Below are 18,763 nucleotides of genomic sequence, written 5' to 3' on the forward strand. Positions count from 1 at the left end.
GAGGTTTCCGTGTCCGACGTCGTGCTCAACGCCGACAAGATCGATCTGGTGCGCGAGCGGCGGACGCTGCTCGACCGCGTCACGCTGACGGTGCTGCGCGGCGAGCACTGGGCGCTGATCGGCCCGAACGGGGCCGGCAAGAGCACGCTGCTCGGCATCCTCGGCGCCTACACGCACCCGACGCGGGGCACGGCGGAGATCCTCGGGCGCCGGCTCGGCCGCGTGGACGTCCAGGAGCTGCGCCGGCTGATCGGGCAGGTCAACCCGCGCCACCCCCTGGAGTCGGCGCGGACGGTGCGGGAGATCGTCCTGACCGGGGTGACGGGCACCATCGAGCTCGTCCCGCGCTGGACGCCGTCCGAGGACGACCTGCGCCGGGCGGACGAGCTGATCGGGCTGATGGGCCTCACGCCCCGCACCGACGCCCGCTGGCCGAACCTGTCGCAGGGGGAGCGGGGACGCGCGCTGATCGCGCGGGCGCTGATGCCCGACCCGCCGCTGCTGCTGCTCGACGAGCCCGCCACGGGCCTGGACGTCGCCGCCCGGGAGCGGCTGCTCGCCGCCATCGACCAGCTGCGCGCCGAGCGCCCTGACCTGACCACCGTGCTCGTCACGCACCACCTGGAGGAGCTGCCCGTCAGCACCAGCCACGCGCTGCTGCTGCGCGACGGCCGGGTGCTCGCGTCCGGACCGGCCGGCGACGTCCTCACGACCGAACTGGTCAGCGCGTGCTTCGACCATCCGATCACGATCAGCCGGCACCACGGGCGCTGGGCCGCGACCGCCGGGCGGGTCTGACCGGGCCCCGCCGGTCCGCCGGCCGCGGCTCAGCCGCCGGCGACCCGGTGCCCGGCCAGGTGGGCGAGGACCGACTGGTTCGCCTCCCACCCGTCCGGAAACTTGACCGGCACGCCGAGGTGCACCGGCTCGGCGGACGGATGCGCGTCCAGCAGCTCGGGGATCCCCGCCCGCGCCACCACGACGCACGCGTGCCGATGCCGCGACGTCAGCACGCACAGCCGCCCCGACTCCAGGTGGAACGCGGTCGCGTCGCGGCGCCCCGACAGCGGGTGCAGCACGACCGTCACGTCGTACTCGCGGCCCTGGAGCCGGTTGGCGGTGTCGACGGTGATGCCGGCGCCGTGCGGGCCGAGCGCCGCGCGGATCGCGGTGACCTGGTCGCGATGGGCCGCGCCGATCGCCACACGCGCGGCGTCGACCGGGTTCGACCCCTGCTCGGAGTGCGCCACGGGGCCGCGCTGCAGCAGCCGGACGGCGAGCGCCGCCGTCGCGCGGACGGCCTCGGCGTCGGTGCGCAGGGTGTGCCGGGCGGGCAGCTCGTAGAGGGCCCAGCCGGTGGCCGCGGCCTCTTCGAGCGCGTGGTCGTAGGTGGTGCCCATGCCGCGCGCGGCGAACTCCAGCCTCCGGTCGCCCGGCCCCGTCCCGGCGCGGAAGCCGGTGAACGGATAGAACGCCTCCGACACCACCGGGGCCGCCGACGCGGGCAGGCGCCAGGACACCGGCAGCCGGTGGACGGGAAGGTCCGGGTTGTGCGCGAGCAGGACGGACACCGCGCTGCGCATCGGGTCCCAGGTGAGGCCGGCCCAGCGTTCGACCTCGACGCTGGAGAACGGGTCGAGCTGGCCCGGGTCGCCGACGAACAGCGCCCGCTCGAACCGCCCGGCGATGCGCAGCAGCAGGTCCGAGCGCATCTGGTACGCCTCGTCCACGATCGCCCACGGCCACGACCCGTCCGAGAGCGTCGCCCACTTCGCGCCCGTCGCGATGACGACGGTGTGCTCGGCGAGGTCGTCGGCCTTCTGCGCCACCCGCACCGACGGGTGCGCCATGACCCGCTCGGACGGCGCGTACCCCGACGCCGACAGCCGCCCCAGCGTGATCCCGGGATGCTTCGCGGCGATCCGGTCGATGAGGTCGTCGACCTGCTCGTTGGTCTGCGCCACGATCATCAGCCGCTCGCCGGCCTCGGCCAGGTGCGCGGCCGCGCGGACCACCAGCGTCGACTTGCCCGCGCCCGGCGGGGAGTCGACCACCACGCCGCGGTGCCCGCCGCCGAGGTCGGCCAGGACGCCGTCGACGACCCGGGCCGCCGCGTCGCCGGGGTCGGCCGTGGAGAGGGCGGGGTCCTGCGCCGCCACCGGTACCAGGTGGCGGCCCGCGTGTCCGGTCACGACCATTCCTCTTCGGCGTCCTCGTCGGTCGGCACGTACTCGGCGGGCGGCCCGCCGTGCGTCCACGGCGTGTCCTCCCGGTCGGGGAACTTCGCGGCGCCGAACGAGCCCTCCGTGAGCGAGGTGAAGCACACCCGGTCGCCGACCTCGGGGACGACGCCCGCCTCCGGGGTGAGCTTGCGGCCCATCCCGCCGGTCAGCTCCAGCAGCACGCCGCCGTCCTCCACGTCCACGATCCTCCCCTTGAGCGCCGGCCTGGCCGCGCTGCACACGGTCGTGCCGACGTCGAGCCGCACCGGGTCGCGCGTGCCGACCCGCAGCAGCGGACGCAGCTTCGGACGCTTGCCCGTCTCGTCGAGCCGGGCGGGGTCGCACTCGGTGACCGTCCCGCCGAACGCCTGGCCGGCCAGGCGGTGCTCGGCCATGACCAGCGGATCGTCGAACGCCCGCTGCGCGTCGTAGGCGTCCTGCGCGCGTTCGAGGTCGTGCAGCCGCCGCGCCGCGCGGACGGGCGGGTCGCGGCGCGCCTGAGGATACGCCTCGCCGAACGTCTGGTGGTAATAGGTGAAGGCGTCCCGGTCGCGCTCCCAGCGGCGCGGGACGCTCGCCCCCTCCGGCAGCGCGCGCAGCAGCTCGACGGCCCGCCACATCAGCTCCCACGTCGGGGTGAGCTGGGAGGCGAGCGCGGCGCGCAGCCGCTCCTCGGCGCGCGGGGCGCCGCCCGACCGGTCGTAGGCGGCGATCGCGGGCGCGAGGACCTCGTTGTCGAACGTCGGGTCGGTCGTCGGGCCCGCGGGCGGATGCTGGACGGGGTCCTCGGCGCGGGCCGCCGCGGCCGGCCCGTCCAGGCCGCCCGGCGGGTCGATCCACCCCATCAGCGCGGCGAGGTTGCCGTCCTCCAGCGAGCTCTGCCCGGTCGCCCAGTGCAGCCGCAGCAGCTCCGTCATCGCCCCCAGCAGGGACGACCCGGGATGGTCGTTGCGGTCGGCGAACCACGTCAGCCACCGGCCGAGCACCGGGACCGCCGGGTCCACCGCGTAGGGCCCCTCGGTGCTGCGGAACCGCGTCGAGCGGCCCATCAGGCGCAGGAACGCGACACCGCCCCGGTTCGGCACGAGCAGCTGCGGCGCGTCCCCGTACCGGATGCGCTCGTCGCCGTCCTTGCCGGGCGGCAGCTCCTCCACCGCGCCCCGGCTCGTCTCGATGTGGTTCAGGACGAGCTTGGCGAGGGTCGCCGCGAACGCGAACCGCAGATCGCGGTTGCGCGGCTGCGGGACGACGAGCAGGGAAGGATCGTCCGGCGCGCTGCCGACCATCACGGCCAGCGGCGCCGCCGCCTCCCCGGCGAGCTTCAGCGGGACGAGCACGAGCGGGGCGTCCGACACGTGGCAGTGCCGCACGGTCGCGAGGGGCTGCGCGATCCCGGCGGCCGCGGCCTGCAACCGCGCGAGCGAGGACAGCGCACTCATGGGCGGATCACGCGGCCCCGTGCAGCGCCTCGTCGCGCAGCCGCGCCGCGGCGCGCAGCTGCTCGGCCGTCTCGGCCAGGTCGTCGGAGGGGTGCAGCGACCCGTCCGCCAGCGCGAGCGCGGTGCCGATCGTGTCGAGGCCGCCGAGGTCGTCGCGCACGGACCGGCCGAGCGCGCCCGTCGCGCCGCACGCGCGCGCCTCGTCCCGGCAGAACAGCGCCATCTCGCAGCCCGCCATGCACTCGGGCGCGTACCGGGCCTCGACCGCCCGCACGGACTCGGCGAGCGCCTCCCCGGGCTCGAACGTCAGCTCGTCGGGCAGCTCCGTGAGGATGTCGTCGACGCGGGTGAGGCGCGCGAGCTGCCGCTCCAGGACGGCGAGCTGGGGCCGGACGTCCAGCGGCGTCGCGGTGGGGCGGTTCGAGAAGTTCTCCGGGCAGACGAGGAACACCTCGTGCGACACGCGCGCCGGGTCGTGCCCGAGCTCCGCCGCCAGCCGCCGCAGCGCCAGCACGTACACCGCCGACTGGCGGGCCGCCGCCGCGACCTGCTCCGGCTCGGCCTGCCCGTCCACCACGGCGAACGACTTGATCTCGATGACGTGCATCCGGCCCTCGAGCTGGAACGCGATCACGTCGGGCTCCAGGTAGGCGGGCCGCCCGGCGATCTCCAGCCGCAGCAGCGGGTGGTCGAACAGCGTGCCCTCGCCGGTCTCCAGCGCGCGGGCGACCAGCCGCCGCGTCCGCGAGTGCCGCAGCTCCCGGCCCTCGTTGCCCGCGACGACCTCCAGGTCGTCATAGGCGACCTCGGGAACGGCGAGGCCGAGCCGCTCGCGCAGCAGCGTCAGCAGCTCCGCGCAGCCGTCCGCCTTCACCTGCGCCTCGAACGCGTTCCCGCGCGTGATCGCGAACTGCGACTGGCCGAACGGCGCGGGGAACCCCAGGGCCCGCGCCACCGCGTCCTTGTCGACGCCCGCCGCGTCCATCACCCCGCGGCGGGCGCAGCCCGGATTGGAGGTGAGCGCGGCGATCGTGCGTGCGTCGTGGTTGCGCGGGGGCGCGTCGCCGCGCAGCCGGTCGAGGTCCGGCGCGGTGTCGGTCATCGGTCCGTCTCTCCGTTGATGGCGGGGCGCCGGCCGGGATCCCGCAGGGCCCGCAGCCGGGTGCCGAACAGCCGTTCGGCGTCGTCGAGCCGTTCCCGGGCGCGTGCGGCGGCCGCCTCGCGGCGCCGCCGGTCCGGGTCGCGGTGCACGTCCAGTTCGGCCCGGGCTGCCTCGGCGAGCGCGGCCGGATCGACTGTACCGACCGTACCGGTGACCGCACCGGGAATGTTGGACGCGAAACGCCACAGCAGCCGCTGCACGCTCGGCGCGGGGGTCCCGCGCCCGGCGTGCTCGGCGAGGCGCAGCGCGCAGGTGAGGAAGTCGGTGCGCGGGCTGAGCGGCCCGACGATCCGCTGCTCCAGGGGCCACGTGCTGACGGTGAGGAGTCCGCGCGCGGGCGCGAGCAGGTCGGCGGTCAGTGCGGCGCACAGGTAGTACGGGCGCGCGTACGGCGCGGTGCGGAAGGAGCGCTCCTCGTCGCGGCGCAGGCTCGTCAGGCGGCTCCCTGGGATCTCGCCGGGGAAGAACGCGGCGTACACCGACCCGATCAGCTTCGGCGCGGCGGGCGCGCCGAGCAGGGTGAGCGCCTGGTGGACCTGCTCCCGGACGGGCAGGAGGCCGCGCGGACCTCCGTCGCCGCCGCTCGCGCCGGGCCCGGCGGCGTTGCCGAGGACCGCGTCGTCCCACGCGCTCTCGGTCCTGCGCAGTTCGGCGCGCAGCTCGCGGGCGCCCGGCCGGTCGCCGGCCGCCATGGCCCGCCGGACGGCGGCGCGCAGCTCGGCGATGCGCGTCTCCAGCTCGTCGGGGGTCGGGGCGCCGGGGGACCGGGACATGCGGCAGACAGTACAGGTGCTTCCCGACACTTCCAGTGTTTTCCAGTTTTTCGGAGTCCGGGCGGCTCAGCGCGGCTTGCGCCACACGATGGAGTAGCGCCACAGCAGGTGCTGCCGGAACACCGCGCCGGGCAGCAGCCGCAGCGCCTCGTCCCGCACCTCGCCCCACGTCATGTCGGGGTCCATGACCGGGGCGCCGGGGTTGCCCGCGCGCCGCCGGTTGCGGAGCAGGTGGAAGTAGTGCACCGGGAGGCCGACGGCCGCGTACGCCCGGTCGCGCGGCCCCTTGTTGTTCGCCAGGCCGACGACGACCAGGGTTCCGCCCGGCCTGACGGCTCCGCGCATCGCCGTCAGGGCCTTGACGAAGTCCATGTGGTGGATGGCGGTGACACTGCAGACGAAGTCGTAGTGGTCCTTCGGCAGGTCGTGCGGGGGGAACCCCGCCTCGACGAAGTCGACGTTGCCGATGCCCGCGCTCGCCCGGACCGCCTCCGCGATCATCTCCGGCGACCTGTCGATCCCGGTGACGTGCGCCGCCCGCGGCGCGAGGCGGTGCACCAGCAGGCCGTCCCCGCAGCCGACGTCCAGCGCCTCCCCGCAGCCGCGCGGCACGTTGCGCAGCACGACGCCGTGGTAGTGCGTGTTGTGGTTCCAGTAGTCGTCGGTCATCGTCACCACCGGGTCATCGTCACCGCCGGGTCAGGGGCGCGGGTCGCGGCGGAGGGGGTGGGCCTCCGGGACCTCCACGACAACGATCTTGACGCCGTCGGGGTCCTCGATCCACATCTCGACCAGCCCCCACGGCTCCTCCCGGGGCTCCCGCGTGACGCGCGCGCCGGCGGCCGCGAGCCGCTCGTGCTCGGCCCGGACGTCCCGGACCTGGAGCCAGAGCATCGGCGACGAGCCCGTCTCGCCCGCGCCGTGCCCCGACACCTCCAGGAAGCCCGCACCGAGGAAGAACACCACGCCGGGGGAGTCGGCCGGGCCGAACTCCCGGTACACGGCGAGGCCCAGCACGTCGCGGTAGAAGCGCTGGGTGCGCGCCGGATCGCGGGGGCGGAGCAGGATGCGGCTGCTGAGTACGTCCATGCCACCATCCTGGCCTCGCCCCCGCCCCGTGCGCGCAGCGGCGCGCCCGGTGTCAGTCCGCGAAGCTGGCGCGGTAGGTGGCGGCCATGTCCTCGTCGCCGTGGCCCTGCTCGATGACGCGCCGGAACCGCTCGCCCACCGCGTCGTTCACGTCGACGCGGATGCCCGCTGCCTCGGCGGAGTCGTGGATGAGCCGGGTGTTCTTCTCGGCGTTGCGGACGGCGAAGCTCGGCTCGAAGTCGCCCTCGAGCATCGCCTTCATCTTGATCTGCAGATAGGGGCTGTCGAGGGGTCCGCCGGTGAGGACCTCGCCGAGCAGGGACGGATCGAGCCCGAGGCCCTTCGCCAGCGCCACCGACTCGGCGACGACCGAGGTCAGCGAGATGGCGTAGCTCACGGCGGCCAGCTTCAGCCGGGTGCCCGCGCCGCTCGCGCCGTCCTCGTCCAGCCACACCGTCCTGCTCCCGACCGCGCCGAAGACAGGGTCCAGGGCCTTCCGCGCGTCCTGCGGCCCCGCGGCGAGGATGACGAGCTTGCCCTGCTCGGCGGGCTGCTTGGTGCCCTGGACGGGAGAGTCCACGAACGTCAGCCCGTGGTCGGCGGCGAACGAGGCCAGCCGCGGCACGTCCGCGACGCCGACCGTGCCCGCCTGCGCCCAGACCTGCCCGGCGCGCAGCCCCGGCGCCGCGTCGGTCATCGCCGCGAGGGCGGTCTCCCCGTCGTTCAGCATGGTGATGACGACGTCGGCGTCCCGGACGGCCTCGGCGGGGGAGGCCGCGACGGTGGCGCCGTCGGCGGCGAGCGGCTCCGCGCGGGCGGCGGTGCGGTTCCAGACGGCGACCCCGTGCCCGTTCCTGAGCAGGTTGCGGGCCATCGCGGCCCCCATGATCCCGGTGCCGAGCACTGCGACCTGAGTCATCCTGCGGCTCCTTTTGGACTGTTCGATACAGAATTGTGCGGACCAAGGTTCGCACATCGCGGGCCGATGCGCGTTCGCAGTGTCCCCTACCCGCCGGGAGGCGGGGATGCCTCGCCGCGCCGTCCGATCGGAGCCGGGACGAGCCGATCAGCCGTAGGCGGGGCTGTCGCCGGGGGCGTCGGCGTATACGGCGGTGTAGGGCACGGCGAAGGCGTCGAGGGTGCGGTCGAGGTTGGCCGACCACCAGCTCACGAGCGTGGCGGGGCCGCGCTCGCCCGCGCCGTCCTCGCCCAGGTAGCGGTGCCGGAGCGGCGCGACGTCGCAGAGCCGCTCCCACCATTCGCGGTGCACGGCCGACTGGATCTGCCCGGCGTCCAGGGGGAAGGCGGAGCGGTGCCCGCGCACGAACGCCTCGACGCGGTCGAGATCGAGGCCGCGCTCGTCCTCGCAGGCGAACAGCCGCGCCGCCGAGCGCACGACCTCCCCGGCGACCGGACCGGTGGTGAGGCCGCCCCAGCCGAGCACGGCGGTGACGTTGCCCGACCCGCCGTAGCGCAGGTGCTCGGCGTGGAATGAGCCGTGCAGGTGCCCGACCGTGCTCACCTCGATGTCGGGCGGCTGGTGCCCGGCGAACTCGGTGAGCAGGTCGCGGCGCTCCCGCAGGCGGCGCGCGGTGAGCGCGTCGAAGTCGGTGCCGTCCTCGCCGCCCGGGACGTCGCGCAGCATCTCCTCGACGGCGGCGGCCGCGTCGGCGGCCCGCGGCGTCGGCACGAGCATGCTCTGCTGGACGGGCGGCGTGAGCTCGTCGAGCGCGGCGTGCAGTCGGCCGAGCAGCTCGCCGAGGGCCTCGCACTGGGCGAACGTCAGCTCCAGGCCGCCGCGGCCCCGGCCGCCGACCCACGGGTACAGGACGTATCCGCGGCCGGCGGCGGTGACCAGCGTGCGCCCGCCGCGCGCCGGCACGGGCGCGAGCACCGGCAGACCGGCCGCGTCGAGCGCGGCCGTGACGCCGTGCTGGAACAGCACGCGGCGCCGGTCGGGGCCGACGTGCTCCCTGAGGAAGAACGCCCCGTCCGCCGTGTCGACGCGCCAGCTCCGGTCGCCGCTCCCGGTGGCCAGCGGCGTGGTCGTGCCAGGCGCGCCGATCTCCCAGCGTTTCAGCAGCCGCGGCGGGAGCGGCTCGGGACCGGGCCCGTCGCCGGCCTTCGCCCGCTTCCCGGCGCCGCTCTGCTTCCCACCGGCGGCCCGCTTCTCGACGCCGGCCTGTTTCTCGGAGTCGGCCTGTCTCTCTGTGTCGGCCGGTTCCTCGGCGTCGGGCCGGTCTCTCGTGTCAGCGCTCTGGGACGTCGGCACCTCGGCACCTCGGCTGAGTCGGACGGACGGCGGTCGAATGGGTGTTCTACGCCGACGCTACACGTCCCGGCCGCGGCGCGAAAGCCGACCGCGCGGCCCGGCGCCTCAGACGCGTTCGAGGACGACGACCGGGATGTCGCGGCTCGTCTTCTTCTGGTACTCGTCGTAGTCCGGCCAGACGGCGGCCATCTTGCGCCAGAACGCGGGCTTCTCCTCGGACGTCGCCGTCCGGGCCCGCGCGGTGAACTTGTCGCCCTTCACCTGCACCTTCACCTCGGGGTTCTCCTGCAGGTTGCGGTACCAGGCCGGCGGCTCGTCCGCCCCGCCCTTGGACGCCACGACGAGGTAGGCGTCGCCTTCCGGCTGGTAGATGAGCGGCGTGGTCCGCTCCTTGCCGCTGCGCCGCCCGGTCGTGGTGAGCAGGAGGGTGACGGTGCCCTGCCACTCGTGCCCCTCCTCACCGTCGGTCGCCTGGTACCGCTCGACGTGCTCCTTGCCGTAAAGCATGGTTGTCTCCTCACTCGGCATCGTCATCAAAAGGCGCCCTCTTGTAACCGGCGAGCCGGGGCCGCCCTTCCCGGGATCATTACCCTGGCGTGGTGGATGATGCGGCAGAGGTGGCGCGGCGGTGCGCCGAGACGATGTACGCGCAGGACAAGGTGGCGCAGGACCTCGGCATGCGGATCACCGAGATCGCGCCGGGGCGGGCGCGGCTGCGGATGACGGTGGCCGACACCATGGTGAACGGCCATGGGATCGCCCACGGCGGCTACCTGTTCCTGCTCGCCGATTCGGCGTTCGCCTACGCGTGCAACACCTATGACTCCGTGACGGTCGCCGCGTCCGCGGACGTGGTGTTCGTCGCGAGTGCGCGCGGCGGGGACGACCTGGAGGCCACAGCGGTCGAACGCACCCGGTACGGCCGAAGCGGGATCTACGACGTCACGGTGCGCCGCGTCCCCGGCGGGGAGGTCATCGCGGAGTTCCGCGGCGGGAGCCGCAGCCGGAACCAGCGCGTCCTGGACGGCGGCGCGCCCTGAGGGGCGCGGTCACAACTCGTTCAGGACCCGGGTGAGGTAGCGCGCGGTCTCGTCGGGCCGCTCGGCGGTGATGCAGAGGTTGTTCATCGCGCGCATGTAGGTGTCGACGTCGGTCGGCTTGTCGAGGTAGAGCGCGCTGGTGAGCTGCTCCAGGTAGACGACGTCGGACAGGCCCGGCTCGGCGAAGCGCAGGATGGTGAACGGGCCGCCTGCGGCGGCGTGCCCTCCCGCGCCGAACGGCACGATCTGCAGCGTGACGTTGGGCAGCTCGGACACCTCGATCAGGTGCCGGATCTGCTCGCGCATCACCTGGCGGCCGCCGAGCGGACGGCGCACGACCGCCTCGTCCAGCACGGCCCACAGCGTCGGCGCCTCGGGGGAGGTGAACCGCTCCTGCCGGGTGGTGCGGATCTGGACGCGGCGCTCGACCTCCTCGTCGCTGGCGTCGGAGTACCCGAGCCGGACGACGGCGCGCGCGTAGTCCTCGGTCTGCAGGAGCCCGGGGACGAACTGGAGCTCGTAGGTGCGCAGCAGGGAGGCGGCCTCCTCCAGCCCGAGGTACACCTCGAACCAGCCCGGCAGGATGTCGCCGTACCGGTGCCACCAGCCGGGGGTGTTGGCCTCCTTGGCGAGCGCCAGCAGCGGGGCGCGCTCGGCGGGGTCGGAGACGCCGTAGAGGGTGAGCAGATCGGCGACGTCGCGCTCCTTGAAGCCGACCCTGCCCAGCTCCATTCGACTGATCTTGGAGTGCGATCCGCGGATCTCGTAACCCGCCTGCTCGGTGGAGATGCCGCGCGCCTCGCGCAGCCGCCGCAGTTGCGCGCCGAGGAGAATGCGCAGGACGGTCGGCCCGCCGCGGCGCGGATAATCGATCAGCCGTCCGGCCGGATCACCTTCCGGCGGGGGTGTTGGGGCAGCTGAATCCTGGGGCAAGGGGTCACCAGCCAGTCGACGGGTCTGCTCGTGGGCGGAACGGCACCGCCCTATGTTAGAGGATGCGCGGGTGTTTTTGGGATGGCGGAATACCGCCTTCCGATCCGGCGGCGCCTGACCGGCGCTGACATGGGCGAAAACGGGTGCGGAGCCCTGTGAGCAGTGCCTGTCGGTGGCGAGTCGGCTGCGGAACGTTGCACGAGCGTTGCACGGAGTCGGCCGGGTGGTCATTTTTCCCGCGCGCGGGCCGGTGTTGGTGCAGGAATTGCCGGGTGCTCTCCCGCTTTGCGGGCGGCCAATCCTGACAGGCCATTTCGCAGGCCGTTGCCGGCTCCGTGAATGTCTCTGACCACTTATTCCGCGGGCATTCCCCGTGGTGCGCGCCGGCGGCCGGCGCAACGAGTGATGAAGCTCTCGTCCCGCGCGGGCGTGATCCCGGGGGCCTGCGGCGTTCACTGTTCAGGGCGGCGGCCCACCTGGCCGCGACCGGGCCGCCGCGCGTGCCGACAGGCGACCGAACAAGCGCATCTGGGAGGACACATGAACGCGACCCGTGAGCGACCGGAGATCCGATTCCTGACCTCGGGCGACGTCTCGGCGCACGAGCGCGCGGCGGCCGAGCGGGCCGTCCGCGACGCGCTGGCCGGCGCCCGCGGCGTCACGTCCGTCCAGGTCACGCTGAGCGTGGTGGCCGACCGGTCGCTGCCGCGCCCGGCCCTGGCGCAGGCCGTCGTCGAGTTCGACGGCCGGCGCGTGCGCGCCCAGGCCGCCGCGCCCCGCATCGACGAGGCCGTCGACATGCTGCGCGAGCGCCTGGCCGTCCGGGCGACCTCCCTGCAGGCCGGCTGAGCCTGCCCGAAGACGAACGGCGGCGCCCCGCCCCGGGGACGCCGCCGTCGGTGGCTTCAGGGCCTTCAGGCGTCCCGCCTGGCGAGGACGACGGCGGCGAGGCCGAGCGGCGCGAAAGCGTACGCCAGCAGCACGGCGGTCGCCGCGGGCGGGGACAGCAGATCCCCATAGATGGAGTTGTCCGCGCCGATCCCCGCCATCTGGGCCGGCAGGCCGCCGGGCAGGACCGAGCCGACGCGCTCGCTCCACGGTCGCGGCAGGTGGAAGGCGAGCAGGGGCAGGACGTGCCACAGGAACACCACCGACACGAGGGTCCCCGCCGTGGACCGCAGCAGCACGCCGAGCGACAGGCCGAGCAGCGCGAACACCGGGACCGCCGTCCCCTCGACGAGGAATCCGGGCAGGTCGTGCGCGATGGACGCGTGCTGGTCCGGGAAGGGCCGGTCGCCGACGACGAGCCGGGTGCCGAGGAACGAGCCGACCGTCGCTGCCTCCCCGGCGACCAGCGCGACCGCCCCGGCCACCACCGCCTTGGCCGCCAGCAGTCCCGGGCGCCTCGGGAGCGCGGTGAGACTCGTCCGGATCATGCTCGTGCGGTACTCGGACGTGACGGACAGCGCGCCGAGCACCGCCAGGCACAGCGACGCCACCCACGTGCTGAGCTCCTGCACCGGGCGCAGCAGCAGGTCGTCGCGGCGGTCGGGCGCCAGCCCGTCCCAGACGTGCGCCATCTGCATCGCAAGCAGCACGGTGAACCCGGTGAACGCCGCCGTCACCGCCAGTACCCAGTAGGTCGAGCGCACCGAGCGCAGCTTGCGCCACTCGGCCGCGACCGCGAGGGCGATCACGCGTCCCGCCGCGTGAAGGAGAAGGCCCCGGCCCCCAGCGCGACGGCCGCATAGGCCACGAGCACCGCGACCGCCGCGGACGGCGACAGGACGCCGTGGTCCGTCGACGAGCCCGGCGCGCCCGCGATCTGGTCGGACAGGCTGCCGGGCAGCGCCGACCAGATCCGCTCGTCCCACGGGGACGGAAGCAGCCGGGCGAGGCCGGGCACCACGAACAGCACGGCCATGCCGACCGTGATCGTCCCGGCCGTGGAGCGGAGCACGGCGCCCAGCCCGCACGCGACCAGCGTGATCGCCGCCGTCGTCAGGCCGAGCCACAGCAGGTGGACCGCGACGTCCGCCGCCGGCCCCTGGAACGTGGCCACCGGTCGGCTCCCCACGATGGCGTCCCCTGCGGCGGCCCCGGCGGCCAGGGCCGCCAGCGCCGCCCCGAGCATCGCGGCCGCCGCCACGCCCACCTTGGAGGCGAACAGGACCGGCCGGTTCGGCAGCGCGGCCAGCGTCGTGCGGTTCATGCCGTGCGCGTACTCCGACGTGAACGTGAGCGCCCCCAGCACCACCGCGCACACCGGCAGCGCCACGGCCAGGGGCTGCTCCGCCGGGGCCGCCTTCGCCGTCGCCCTCCTCGCGGGCGACAGGCCGTCCCAGTAACGGGCGACGTACCACGACCAAAGGAGGCAGAGAAGCATGAACACCGCGACCGTCCCGAACACGGCGAAGGTCGAGCGGACGGTCCGGAGCTTGTACCACTCGGCGGCGAGCGCGTCGATCACGACGCCACCGCCCTGAACTCGGTGCCGCCCGCGGTCAGCTCCATGTAGGCCTCCTCCAGCGTGGCGCTGTGCGGCGTCACCTCGTGCAGCGGGATGCCGTGCGCGGCGGCCGTGTCGCCGATGGCGGCCACGTCCAGCCCGGTGACCGTGAGCGCCCCGCCCGGCGCGGACTCGACCGAGCCCCCGGCGGCGGCGAGCACGGCGGTCAGCTCGGCCGGGCGCGGCGAACGGACCAGCACCCCGCGGTGGAAGCGGTCCGCCAGCTCCCGCACCGACGTGTCCGCGATCAGCCGTCCGCGCCCGATGACGACCAGCCGGTCGGCCGTCAGCTCCATCTCGCTCATCAGATGGCTGGAGACCAGCACCGTCCGGCCCTCGGCGGCCAGCCCCCGCATCAGCTCGCGGATCCAGCGGACGCCGTCGGGGTCCAGCCCGTTCACCGGCTCGTCGAACATCAGCACCCCCGGATCGCCCAGCAGCGCCGCGGCGATCCCGAGCCGCTGCCGCATGCCAAGCGAGAACCCGGCGAGCCGCTTGCGCGCGACCCCCGCGAGGCCCACCTGCTCCAGGACCTCCGCCACCCGCCGCGTCCCTATCCCGTTGCTGCGCGCCAGCCAGCCGAGATGGTCGAACGCCTGGCGCCCGCCCTGCACCGCGCCCGCGTCCAGCAGCGCCCCCACCTCGCGCATCGGCCGCCGGAGCGCCCTGTACGGGCGCCCGTTGACGAGCGCCTCACCGGACGTCGGCCGGTCCAGGCCCAGCACGACGCGCATCGTCGTCGACTTTCCGGCGCCGTTCGGGCCGAGGAACCCCGTCACCGCCCCCGGCCTCACGGTGAAGGACAGGCGGTCCACCGCCGTCGTGGCGCCGTAGCGCTTGGTCAGCTCGCGTACCTCGATCATGCCGTCGAGGGTCGTCCGCGACCGCCCCGGCGCACATCGGAACGCGGGCGGGAACCGCGCGTGCGACCGTGCTCCGAGACCGTCCCGCCGCCTCAGACCCCGGTATGACGGCCGCCGGCATGAGGCGCGGGCCGCACCGCCCCGCTACCTTTCGTGACGTGGACGAATCCGAGCTGCGCTCCCCGCTCCCGCGGTTCGGCCGGCGCGGCCTCGTCGGCCTCGACGCCGGGGCCGCGCTCATCTACGCCCTCGTGCTCGTGCTGCTGCCGGACTCCACCGACGCCCCGCCGCTCCTCGCCGTCCCGCTCGCCGCCGCGACGGCCCTGCCCCTCGCGGTGCGGCGCCTGTGGCCCGTCCCGGTCTTCGCCGCCGTCCTGTCCGCCTCGACCGCCACGCTGCTCCTCGGCCTGCCCTGGGACACCTACGCCGCCGCGGGGTTCGCCCTCTACCAGGTCGCGCTCACCCGGCGCCGCCGCCGATGGGTCCCCACCCTGCTCATCGGCGCCGTCAGCGCCGTGTTCATCTTCGCCGGCGCCGTCGCCGGCCCTGTCGGGACGCAGGCCGCGATCCTCGGCAGGCTGCTGCTCGGGGTTTCCGTTCTCGGCGCGTCCTGGACGCTCGGCCGCGTCGTCCGCGAACGCCGCGCGCACGCCGCGCACGCCGCCCGCCGCCTCGCCGACCAGGCCGTCTCCGACGAGCGCCTCCGCATCGCCCGCGAGCTCCACGACGTCGTCGCGCACAGCATGAGCCTCATCGCCGTCAAGGCCGGCGTCGCCGTCCACGTCGCCGAGGCCCGCCCCGAGGAGGCTTTGGACGCCCTCCGCGTCATCGAGACCACCAGCCGAGGCACGCTCGCCGAGATGCGTCACCTCCTCGGCGTCCTGCGCACCGGCGCCGCCGACGCCGACCTCGCTCCGTCCCCAGGGCTGGCCGACTTGACCGCGCTCGCCGAACGCGCCGCCATGGCGGGCGTCCACGTTGACCTGGACGTCGACGCGGGAGACCTCCCCGACGGCGTCGCGCTCTCCGCCTACCGCATCGTCCAGGAGGCGGTCACCAACGTCGTCAAGCACGCGGCGCCCGCGCGCTGCCGCGTCCGCGTCAGGGCCGACGGGCTCCGGATGCGCATCGACGTCACCGACGACGGGCCCGGCACCCGCGTCCTGCCGGGCGGCGACGGGCACGGACTGATCGGCATGCGCGAACGCGTCATGATGTACGGCGGCGACTTCACCGCCGGCCCGCGCCCCGAAGGCGGCTTCGCCGTTTCCGCCGCCTTCCCGTACGACAGCTAGGAACCCCGTTGGATCTGAGCGTCCTCGTCGCCGACGACCAGGCCCTGCTGCGCGGCAGCTTCCGCGTCCTGATCGACACCGCGCCCGGCCTCCGCACCGTCGGCGAGGCCGGCACCGGGGCCGAGGCCGTCGAGCTGGCCGCCCGGGAGCGCCCGGACGTCGTCCTGATGGACGTCCGCATGCCCGAGATGGACGGCATCGAGGCCACCCAGCGCATCTGCGCCGAACTGCCGGGCGTCCGGGTCCTGATCCTCACGACGTTCGACCTGGACACCTACGTCTACTCGGCTTTGCGGGCGGGGGCGAGCGGGTTCCTGCTGAAGGACACCCCGCCCGCCGACCTGCTGTCCGCGATCCGCGTCGTCGCGTCGGGGGAGTCCCTGCTCGCCCCGTCGGTGACCCGCCGGCTGATCGCCGAGTTCGTCCGCCGCCCCGGCCCCGCCCAGCCGCCGCCCGCCGGACTCGACGCACTCACCGACCGCGAGCGCGAGGTCCTCACCCTCATCGCGCGCGGCCTGTCCAACACCGAGCTAGCCGAGCACCTCCACCTGAGCCCCGCCACCGTGAAGACCCACATCGGCCACCTGCTGGCCAAACTCCACGCCCGCGACCGCGCCCAACTGGTCATAACCGCCTACGAAACCGGCCTGATTCGCCCCCGCTGACCCCGTGCGAGCCGCGCCGTGCGAGCCCTGGGGTGCCGCCCGCGCGGTGTAACTCTCGCCGGGCCGCGCTGTGCAGGACCGCGCAGTGCGACCTGTGCCGTGCAGGGCTGTGGCCTCTTGAGATCCGTGCGGGACCGCGCTGGGCGGGGGCCGGGCCGTGCGGCGGGCGAGCAGGAGGTCCGGTTGAGCCCGCTCAGGCCGGACCGGTCGGTTGTCGTGGCCCATGTGCCACCGGGTAAGAAGCCGACCCGGCGGTCCGGAGGCACGGGCTTGAGGCCTTGGGCGGCGCTGGGCAGGCGCGTGGCCGGGACGGTCGTCAGAGCAGGGCGGGGGCCAGGCGTTCGAAATGGTCGGCGGCCGAGGACAGGTCCGGAGTGAAGACCGTGACGCAGACGTGGTCGGCTCCCGCGTCCAGGTGCTCCTGGACCCTCTTGGCGATGGCGGTCTCATCGCCCCAGATGAAGCAGGCGTCGATGACCTCGTCAGAGCCGCCGCCGGAGAGCGCTTCGTCGCCGTATCCGAGCGACTTGAGGGAGCGGACGTAAGGGGAGCCCGGAATCGCCAACATCTGCGTCCCTCTTGCGATACCGCGTGCTTTCGCCGGGTCAGTCTCGAGGATGGCGCTCTGCATGGCGATGAGGAGCTTGTCGTCGCCGAGCCTCTCCCGGGCCTGCCGGGTGTGCTCGACGGGCATCGCAGCGGGGAGAGCGCCGTCCGCGCGGTCGCGGGCCAGTTCCTGCATCTTCGGCCCGAGGGCCGCGAGCAGCCGCGGGAAAGGCTTCTCGGGTACGGGCGCCGCGTCGACGGCCGCGTCCATGCCGTCGAGGTATTCGCGCATCCGGGTCAGCGGGCTTGTCCACTTCTGCCCGCTCTGCTCCACGATCGCGCCCATGCTGACGCCCACACCGAGCGCGAGGCGCCCCGGGTAGGCGTCGGCCAGGACCGACGCCGCACCCTGCATGGTGGCGGGATGCCGTGCCCACAGGTTCGCGACGGCCGAGCCGAGAACGATCCGCTCGGTCGCAGCCAGCATCACGCTGAGCTGCGTGAACACCTCCCGCCCGCCGATCGCCTCGTTCACCCATATCGACCCGTAGCCCGCCCGCTCGACGCGCTGCGCCGCACGCCGCCATTCGTCCGCCGGCGCGATGGGCGTCACGAGCCCGACGCCGATCCTGCCGAGCGCGGCGCGAGCCTCGTCCACCGCCGTCATCGGTCCTCCTATAATCGGAACGCTTAACCCGCTTAGGACGGTACCGGAACGTCCGCCCCGCTTGTCAACCCCGACGAAGGAGGTGCCGGGTGAGCGAACGCGCGCTGCGCGCCGACGCGCGCCGCAACCGCGAGCGCATCCTCCAGGCCGCGTTCGAGGCCTTCGCCGCGGACGGCCGCCTCGTCCCGCTCGACGACATCGCCCGCCGGGCCGGTGTCGGAGCAGGGACCGTCTACCGCCACTTTCCGACCAAGGAGGTCCTGTTCCAGGCGGTCGTCTCGGACCGCATCGAGCGGATCGTGGACGAGGCGCAGGCGCTCGTCCACGCAGATGATCCCGGAGAGGCCTTCTACGGCTTCCTGATGTGGGTCGTGGAGCGTGCGATGTTCAACCACGCCCTGTGCGACGCCTTGGCCGCGGACCTGCGAACGCTGGACGTCCAAGGCATGGACGAGCAGTTCGCCTCGGCCCTGGGCGGTCTGCTGCGACGGGCGCAGGACGCGGGCGCGGTCCGCTCGGACGTCGACGTCCACGATGTCCGCGCCCTCATGGTCGGCGCCATGCTGATGGAACGCCAGCGGCGCCCCGATGGCCGGCCCGGACGCATGACGGCGCTGGCGTGCGATGCTCTCCGTCCCGTAACGAAAGACGACGAAACGCTGCCCGAATCGCGTAACGAAAGGTGCTGCGAGGTGTGCGGGAAGCCGCTCACCTCGGCGCCGACGGGACGCCCCGCCCGGTTCTGCGGCGCCGCCTGCCGCCAGAAGGCCCACCGCCGGAGGAAAACCGGTTGAGCCGCAGCGAGCCCCGCGCCACCCTGGCGGGATCATGCGCACACGCGAGATCCGTGCCTGCTACGACCGCGACTCGATCACCGTCTACCAGGCGTACGCCCCCGAGATCGGCGGTCCGGCGGCGAGGCAGGGCACGTTCGTCCCGCCGTTCTCCCGGCACCGCATGACCTGGATCAAGCCGTCCTTCCTGTGGCTCATGGCCCGCAGCAACTGGACCCGCAAGCCGCTACGTCGACGACTGGATCATCGGCATCGAGGACCGCACCCCGCTGGTCCGCAAGATCCACGGACTCCGCCAGGCCGGCCGGATCCCCCAGGCCAGAGCGCTCCTCCCCGAGGAACGCCCGTACCCGCTGGCGCCCGCCCTGGCCGAACGGCTGGGAGCGTCCTAGCAAGCGCGGCCTGGTCGAAACCGAACGCCCCCACCCGCCGGGCCAGCGTGACAACAGACCTCGTCACGACATGCGCCGCACCGCAGGCGTTCTCCTCGCTCA

Annotated in this window: 21 protein-coding genes and 1 pseudogene; 8 read left to right on the forward strand and 14 right to left on the reverse strand. The window is 74.2% G+C overall.

The genetic code is table 11. The features are described 5' to 3' along the window. Positions 1 to 9 precede the first annotated feature (9 nt). Positions 10 to 798 (forward strand): ABC transporter ATP-binding protein, encoded by a 789-nt coding sequence (locus ABWI07_RS33800; protein WP_353821050.1) that lies wholly within the window; start codon positions 10 to 12, stop codon positions 796 to 798. 29 nt (positions 799 to 827) lie between these two features. On the opposite strand, the gene ABWI07_RS33805 is transcribed toward ABWI07_RS33800, so the two are convergent. From ABWI07_RS33805 to ABWI07_RS33845, 9 genes are all read right to left on the reverse strand, one after another. After that, entirely contained in the window at positions 828 to 2,192 is a 1,365-nt protein-coding gene (locus ABWI07_RS33805; RefSeq protein WP_353821051.1) for an AAA family ATPase, read from the reverse strand. Beyond that, positions 2,189 to 3,661: a hypothetical protein gene (locus ABWI07_RS33810; RefSeq protein WP_149264470.1), complete on the reverse strand. Its 1,473-nt coding sequence runs from the start codon at positions 3,659 to 3,661 to the stop codon at positions 2,189 to 2,191. Before ABWI07_RS33810 ends, ABWI07_RS33805 begins: the two co-directional genes overlap by 4 nt. A gap of 7 nt (positions 3,662 to 3,668) precedes the next feature. Next, a complete protein-coding gene (locus tag ABWI07_RS33815) occupies positions 3,669 to 4,763 on the reverse strand; it encodes a hypothetical protein (RefSeq protein WP_353821052.1) in 1,095 nt (364 codons plus the stop codon). Continuing rightward, positions 4,760 to 5,596 (reverse strand): hypothetical protein, encoded by an 837-nt coding sequence (locus ABWI07_RS33820; RefSeq protein ID WP_149264472.1) that lies wholly within the window; start codon positions 5,594 to 5,596, stop codon positions 4,760 to 4,762. The genes ABWI07_RS33815 and ABWI07_RS33820 overlap by 4 nt, the downstream gene beginning before the upstream one ends. 66 nt (positions 5,597 to 5,662) lie before the next feature. Continuing rightward, positions 5,663 to 6,265 carry a class I SAM-dependent methyltransferase gene (locus ABWI07_RS33825; protein WP_353821093.1) on the reverse strand — a complete coding sequence of 201 codons (603 nt, stop codon included), beginning with the start codon at positions 6,263 to 6,265 and terminating at the stop codon, positions 5,663 to 5,665. Positions 6,266 to 6,295: 30 nt separating this feature from the next. After that, positions 6,296 to 6,685, reverse strand: coding sequence for a VOC family protein (locus ABWI07_RS33830; RefSeq protein WP_149264473.1), 390 nt, complete (start codon positions 6,683 to 6,685; stop codon positions 6,296 to 6,298). 52 nt (positions 6,686 to 6,737) lie between these two features. After that, positions 6,738 to 7,604, reverse strand: coding sequence for an NAD(P)-dependent oxidoreductase (locus tag ABWI07_RS33835; protein WP_149264474.1), 867 nt, complete (start codon positions 7,602 to 7,604; stop codon positions 6,738 to 6,740). A gap of 147 nt (positions 7,605 to 7,751) precedes the next feature. Next, positions 7,752 to 8,957 (reverse strand): phosphotransferase enzyme family protein, encoded by a 1,206-nt coding sequence (locus tag ABWI07_RS33840; RefSeq protein WP_353821053.1) that lies wholly within the window; start codon positions 8,955 to 8,957, stop codon positions 7,752 to 7,754. 105 nt (positions 8,958 to 9,062) lie between these two features. Beyond that, entirely contained in the window at positions 9,063 to 9,464 is a 402-nt protein-coding gene (locus tag ABWI07_RS33845) for a nitroreductase family deazaflavin-dependent oxidoreductase (protein WP_149264475.1), read from the reverse strand. Between the two features lie 92 nt (positions 9,465 to 9,556). Here ABWI07_RS33845 and paaI point away from each other — a divergent pair, with 92 nt between their 5' ends. Continuing rightward, positions 9,557 to 9,997 carry a hydroxyphenylacetyl-CoA thioesterase PaaI gene (gene paaI / locus ABWI07_RS33850; protein ID WP_308800999.1) on the forward strand — a complete coding sequence of 147 codons (441 nt, stop codon included), beginning with the start codon at positions 9,557 to 9,559 and terminating at the stop codon, positions 9,995 to 9,997. A 9-nt stretch (positions 9,998 to 10,006) separates the two neighbouring features. On the opposite strand, the gene ABWI07_RS33855 is transcribed toward paaI, so the two are convergent. Next, the gene (locus ABWI07_RS33855; RefSeq protein WP_353821094.1) at positions 10,007 to 10,873 is read right to left on the reverse strand and encodes a Sco1979 family transcriptional regulator; all 867 of its coding nucleotides are present in this window, start codon (positions 10,871 to 10,873) and stop codon (positions 10,007 to 10,009) included. A gap of 597 nt (positions 10,874 to 11,470) precedes the next feature. Between ABWI07_RS33855 and ABWI07_RS33860 the strand changes: the two genes are divergently transcribed. Next, positions 11,471 to 11,779 carry a hypothetical protein gene (locus ABWI07_RS33860; protein ID WP_149264476.1) on the forward strand — a complete coding sequence of 103 codons (309 nt, stop codon included), beginning with the start codon at positions 11,471 to 11,473 and terminating at the stop codon, positions 11,777 to 11,779. A gap of 65 nt (positions 11,780 to 11,844) precedes the next feature. Here ABWI07_RS33860 and ABWI07_RS33865 read toward each other — a convergent pair whose 3' ends face one another. From ABWI07_RS33865 to ABWI07_RS33875, 3 genes are read right to left on the reverse strand one after another with little or no spacing between them, the layout of a single operon-like run. Beyond that, entirely contained in the window at positions 11,845 to 12,627 is a 783-nt protein-coding gene (locus ABWI07_RS33865; RefSeq protein WP_149264477.1) for an ABC transporter permease, read from the reverse strand. Continuing rightward, positions 12,624 to 13,400: an ABC transporter permease gene (locus tag ABWI07_RS33870; RefSeq protein WP_353821054.1), complete on the reverse strand. Its 777-nt coding sequence runs from the start codon at positions 13,398 to 13,400 to the stop codon at positions 12,624 to 12,626. The genes ABWI07_RS33865 and ABWI07_RS33870 overlap by 4 nt, the downstream gene beginning before the upstream one ends. Further along, positions 13,397 to 14,302 carry an ABC transporter ATP-binding protein gene (locus ABWI07_RS33875; RefSeq protein ID WP_353821055.1) on the reverse strand — a complete coding sequence of 302 codons (906 nt, stop codon included), beginning with the start codon at positions 14,300 to 14,302 and terminating at the stop codon, positions 13,397 to 13,399. The genes ABWI07_RS33870 and ABWI07_RS33875 overlap by 4 nt, the downstream gene beginning before the upstream one ends. Positions 14,303 to 14,460: 158 nt before the next feature. On the opposite strand from ABWI07_RS33875, the gene ABWI07_RS33880 reads away from it, so the two are divergent. Together ABWI07_RS33880 and ABWI07_RS33885 are read left to right on the forward strand one after the other, a co-directional pair. Continuing rightward, positions 14,461 to 15,597, forward strand: a complete 1,137-nt coding sequence (locus tag ABWI07_RS33880) for a sensor histidine kinase (RefSeq protein WP_353821056.1) — start codon at positions 14,461 to 14,463, stop codon at positions 15,595 to 15,597. Between the two features lie 8 nt (positions 15,598 to 15,605). Further along, complete coding sequence (locus ABWI07_RS33885) at positions 15,606 to 16,262, forward strand: response regulator transcription factor (RefSeq protein ID WP_353821057.1); 657 nt, start codon at positions 15,606 to 15,608, stop codon at positions 16,260 to 16,262. 316 nt (positions 16,263 to 16,578) lie between these two features. Here ABWI07_RS33885 and ABWI07_RS33890 read toward each other — a convergent pair whose 3' ends face one another. Beyond that, the gene (locus ABWI07_RS33890) at positions 16,579 to 17,475 is read right to left on the reverse strand and encodes a TIGR03620 family F420-dependent LLM class oxidoreductase (protein WP_353821058.1); all 897 of its coding nucleotides are present in this window, start codon (positions 17,473 to 17,475) and stop codon (positions 16,579 to 16,581) included. An 89-nt stretch (positions 17,476 to 17,564) separates the two neighbouring features. Between ABWI07_RS33890 and ABWI07_RS33895 the strand changes: the two genes are divergently transcribed. The 3 genes and pseudogenes from ABWI07_RS33895 (at position 17,565) to ABWI07_RS33905 (ending at position 18,661) form a co-directional block, all read left to right on the forward strand. Beyond that, positions 17,565 to 18,269, forward strand: a complete 705-nt coding sequence (locus ABWI07_RS33895; RefSeq protein WP_353821059.1) for a TetR/AcrR family transcriptional regulator — start codon at positions 17,565 to 17,567, stop codon at positions 18,267 to 18,269. A gap of 34 nt (positions 18,270 to 18,303) precedes the next feature. Then, a pseudogene (locus tag ABWI07_RS33900) lies at positions 18,304 to 18,430 on the forward strand (DUF4291 family protein); the annotation flags it as partial. Positions 18,431 to 18,550: 120 nt separating this feature from the next. After that, complete coding sequence (locus ABWI07_RS33905; protein WP_353821095.1) at positions 18,551 to 18,661, forward strand: hypothetical protein; 111 nt, start codon at positions 18,551 to 18,553, stop codon at positions 18,659 to 18,661. Positions 18,662 to 18,763: the final 102 nt, after the last annotated feature.

Origin of the sequence: Actinomadura sp. NPDC000600 (genome assembly GCF_040492135.1) — a bacterium.
Lineage (GTDB): Bacteria > Actinomycetota > Actinomycetes > Streptosporangiales > Streptosporangiaceae > Spirillospora.

Coding starts and splice junctions, on each gene's coding strand:
- ABWI07_RS33875 (WP_353821055.1), bottom strand. CDS start 14,302: ATGATCGAGGTACGCGAGCTGACCAAGCGCTACGGCGCCACGACGGCG.
- ABWI07_RS33830 (WP_149264473.1), bottom strand. CDS start 6,685: ATGGACGTACTCAGCAGCCGCATCCTGCTCCGCCCCCGCGATCCGGCG.
- ABWI07_RS33860 (WP_149264476.1), top strand. CDS start 11,471: ATGAACGCGACCCGTGAGCGACCGGAGATCCGATTCCTGACCTCGGGC.
- ABWI07_RS33835 (WP_149264474.1), bottom strand. CDS start 7,604: ATGACTCAGGTCGCAGTGCTCGGCACCGGGATCATGGGGGCCGCGATG.
- ABWI07_RS33825 (WP_353821093.1), bottom strand. CDS start 6,265: ATGACCGACGACTACTGGAACCACAACACGCACTACCACGGCGTCGTG.
- ABWI07_RS33810 (WP_149264470.1), bottom strand. CDS start 3,661: ATGAGTGCGCTGTCCTCGCTCGCGCGGTTGCAGGCCGCGGCCGCCGGG.
- ABWI07_RS33815 (WP_353821052.1), bottom strand. CDS start 4,763: ATGACCGACACCGCGCCGGACCTCGACCGGCTGCGCGGCGACGCGCCC.
- ABWI07_RS33820 (WP_149264472.1), bottom strand. CDS start 5,596: ATGTCCCGGTCCCCCGGCGCCCCGACCCCCGACGAGCTGGAGACGCGC.
- ABWI07_RS33845 (WP_149264475.1), bottom strand. CDS start 9,464: ATGCTTTACGGCAAGGAGCACGTCGAGCGGTACCAGGCGACCGACGGT.
- ABWI07_RS33890 (WP_353821058.1), bottom strand. CDS start 17,475: ATGACGGCGGTGGACGAGGCTCGCGCCGCGCTCGGCAGGATCGGCGTC.